Annotated in this window: 3 protein-coding genes; 2 read left to right on the top strand and 1 reads right to left on the bottom strand. The window is 35.3% G+C overall.

The window, feature by feature from the left end:
• Together ACS8FD_RS14830 and ACS8FD_RS14835 are read left to right on the top strand one after the other, a co-directional pair.
• Positions 1–232 (top strand): hypothetical protein (locus ACS8FD_RS14830; RefSeq protein WP_439276420.1); only part of this gene is annotated, 232 nt, incomplete at its 5' end.
• A gap of 255 nt (positions 233–487) precedes the next feature.
• Positions 488–733 carry a hypothetical protein gene (locus tag ACS8FD_RS14835; RefSeq protein WP_299221196.1) on the top strand — a complete coding sequence of 82 codons (246 nt, stop codon included), beginning with the start codon at positions 488–490 and terminating at the stop codon, positions 731–733.
• A 94-nt stretch (positions 734–827) separates the two neighbouring features.
• On the opposite strand, the gene ACS8FD_RS14840 is transcribed toward ACS8FD_RS14835, so the two are convergent.
• The gene (locus ACS8FD_RS14840; protein WP_299221194.1) at positions 828–1,043 is read right to left on the bottom strand and encodes a hypothetical protein; all 216 of its coding nucleotides are present in this window, start codon (positions 1,041–1,043) and stop codon (positions 828–830) included.
• Between the last annotated feature and the right edge of the window lie 287 nt (positions 1,044–1,330).

The raw sequence follows: 1,330 nt of genomic DNA on the forward strand, positions 1-1,330 counted from the left end.
TAGTGATTTGGCCCGTGCAATGTTGCGTCGCGGTGATAAGCAGATATGGTGTGCGGTCAGTAACGATAGTGATAAACAAGCTTTGACTGCTATTCATGAAGATGACTATAGCGGTATCTATCCTATCGTTACTTATAAAGACGATCGCTTTATTTGTAACAAAGGAGAATCATGGATGCATGCGGTGCCTGTTCGTAGAGTTGAGCTGAGTCAAAACGAAATAGGATTTTGAGGCATACTTCTTTAAGTTACTCAACTTCTTTAGCAAACAACCGTTCACACCATAGAAAAGACCTTTTATACAATTCTAAATAGATAAAAAAAACAATTACTTATAACATTCACCCTCCATACATCTATAACCTTGTTTTATCAAAAATCTCAGGATAAGGTGTTTTTAGATGTACTTAATTTTCCTTGTTTATCACAGTATTAAACTACAAGGTTTTTCAAGGTTTAATAATGAATTAATTTAGGAGGAGTTAGAATGTATCAAGAATTGATGGGTAGTGAACTTACACGGGCAATGTTGAGCCGTGGTGACACGCAGATATGGTGTGCAGTAAGTGATAACAGTGACGAAGAGGCCATGTCGGACCAAGTCGATAACGACTTTACTGCTCGCATTGTCTCTTTTGATGATAATGGTTTTTATTGTACAGCGGGTATGGCATGGTTATTTGCAGTACCTATTAAGATCAGTCCACTAACACAAGAAGAGGCAGGGTTTTAGGTCTCTTATATCTTTATTGACCGATCAAGGAGTGATGGTTGATAAGGTTTTTTTAAAGCAAGGCTACGGCGATATAATGTTATTTAAAGTTACTTTAAATCTCTGAGAGTTTTTTCTGTAACATATCGATGACATCTAGCTGCATTCTGTCATAATCACCAATCCAAACCTCTTCTCCGTCTTCTGTCACTTCTTTAAGAGACTTAAAACGGTTTATCAGATCTCGTTGAAGATTACTTAATGAAGTATGTATCAAAGATATTTCATGATCAGTAAGTGAGATGTCATGTACCTTTTTTTCCATTGCCATACATCCTTTTTTATCGTGTATATTCATAAAGACGAATATACACGATAATGTCAAAAATGCAAACTATAGTTTATTAATAATTAGGTTGTCAACAATATTTGTGACGATTATTCAAAGTAACGCAAGAGATAAACCACCTATTCTAAACCCCGGTATAAGCAGTAGTACCGCTTATATTGAAAAATTATTATAAAAACGTTTCAGTCATATAATTGGATAATAGTCAGGTCGTATGACCATGAGCTTTATCTGTTTGATTCATTCTTAAAGAAGGTAGAGCAGTTGGT

The organism is Psychrobacter sp. 1U2, assembly GCF_051847575.1.